The following is a 2,115-nucleotide window of genomic DNA, read 5'->3' on the forward strand; positions in this document are numbered from 1 at the left end:
GATTGATCCGCACGTCGCACTCAGCCGCAACCGAGGGCTTCGCGTGCAGTGCAACGCCGGTTCCGGCCCGCCCCAACATGCCCAGATCGTTAGCTCCGTCGCCCACTGCGATCACGTCGCCCTCGGACAAGCCAAGCGTTGCGGTGATCCGCTCCAGCGACTCCACCTTGGCCTGCCGCCCGAGGATCGGGCGCTGCACATCGCCCGTCAGCTGCCCATTCTCGGTCAACAGCGTGTTCGCCCGATTCTCGTCAAAACCCAACTGCTCTGCAACGCGGGCTGTAAACGCGGTGAACCCGCCCGAGACCAAGGCCGCATAGCCGCCAGCCGTGCGCATGGTCGCCACCAGTTCACGCCCGCCTGGCATGAGGGTGATCCGCGTGTTCAGAACATGGTCAATGACCGCCTCGTCCAGCCCTTTCAACAGGCCGACCCGTTCGATCAGCGCGCCTTCGAAGTCCAACTCACCATTCATCGCGCGGGCGGTGATGTCCTTGACGCGCTCACCAACGCCCGCCTCATCCGCCAGCTCATCAATGCATTCCTGCTGGATCATGGTGCTGTCCATATCCGCCAGAAGCATTTTCTTGCGCCGCCCTTCAGACGCCTGAACGACCAGATCAACGCTCATCTCTTGCAGATCGGCCCAGACATCCCAGCGATTGTCGGGCATCTCGGGCAGCGTGAACTCGGCCGCCTCACCGGGGTTGAGCCACGTGACTTCGCCCCCGCCCCACGCATTTCGCAGCGCGTCCACCATCGGGACCTCAAGCGAGGGTGCGGTGGGATTTGTGAGCAAGGTGGCAACGTACATGGCAGGTCTCCGGCAATCTGAATAGCGCATATCGCAGGTGCAGCATTTTCGCCAGAGTTGGTTGGAAATATCTGGCAAACGGGGCTTTACGGTCCAGGTTTTCCCCGCCAGATTCAGCCCGCGACGCACGGAAAGGAACACCGAATGGCCAACCCGCTTTATGATCGTCTGTTTGGCATTCACGCCGGGAAAGCCACGCCGTTCCTGCTTCTTCCCGACGGTCAAGTTCTGACCCATGCAGCCTTTCTCGACATGGCCGCGCGGCTGGCCAACGCGCTGACGGGGCTGGAGCTTGAGCCCGGAGACCGCGTCGCCGTTCAGGTCGAAAAATCGCCCGAGGCGCTAGCCCTCTACGCAGCATGCGCGCAGACCGGGCTGATTTTCTTGCCGCTCAACACCGCCTATACGACCACCGAGCTGCAGTATTTCATCGAAAACAGCGGCGCGAAGCTAGTGGTCTGCGATATCGCGAACGAGGCTGGCCTGACCCCGATTGCCCAAGCGCAGAACGCCCATATTGCAACTCTGAACGCCGATGGCAGTGGCAGCCTGATGCGCCGGGCGCTGGGAATGCTGCCTGCGTATGAACCTGTCGGTCGGTCCGAGGATGATCTGGCCGCGTTCCTTTATACCTCGGGCACCACGGGGCGGTCGAAAGGTGCGATGCTGACGCAGGCCAACCTGCTGTCCAATGCCGAAACGCTGGTGCAGGAATGGCGCTTCACCAAGGACGATGTGCTGCTGCATGCGCTGCCGATCTTTCACACACATGGGCTGTTCGTAGCGACCAACGTGGTGCTGGCCTCTAGCGGGTCGATGATCTTTCTGCCCAAGTTCGATCTGGACGACATCCTGCGTCTGATGCCGGAGGCCACCTCGATGATGGGTGTGCCAACCTTCTACACTCGCCTGCTGGGCGATGACCGGTTTACCGGAGATCTGACGCGCCATATGCGGCTGTTCATCTCAGGCTCGGCCCCGCTGCTCGCAGAAACCCATGAGTTGTTCGAGGCCCGCACCGGGCATCGTATCCTCGAACGCTATGGCATGACCGAGACCAATATGAACACCTCAAACCCCTATGACGGCGAACGCCGCGCCGGGACCGTCGGGTTCCCGCTGCCGGATGTCGAGTTGAAGGTCACGGACTCTGAAACCGGCGCGCTGCTGCCACACGGCGAGATCGGCATGATCGAGGTGCGCGGTCCGAACGTCTTCAAGGGCTATTGGCAAATGCCCGAAAAAGCCGCGGCCGAGCTGCGCGGGGACGGGTTCTTTATAACTGGCCATTTGGGCCGGGT

The 2,115-nt window shown here is 61.8% G+C and carries 2 protein-coding genes; one reads left to right on the forward strand and one right to left on the reverse strand.

Annotated features, from left to right (window positions below):
• On the reverse strand, window positions 1-814 hold an 814-nt coding region (gene serB, locus ACR0E6_RS20895), incomplete at its 3' end, for a phosphoserine phosphatase SerB (RefSeq protein ID WP_480586892.1).
• A 144-nt stretch (window positions 815-958) separates the two neighbouring features.
• Here serB and ACR0E6_RS20900 point away from each other — a divergent pair.
• Window positions 959-2,115, forward strand: a 1,157-nt coding sequence (locus ACR0E6_RS20900) for an AMP-binding protein (RefSeq protein WP_480586895.1), incomplete at its 3' end; no start/stop codon positions are given.

This window comes from Ruegeria sp. AP12 (assembly GCF_056540025.1).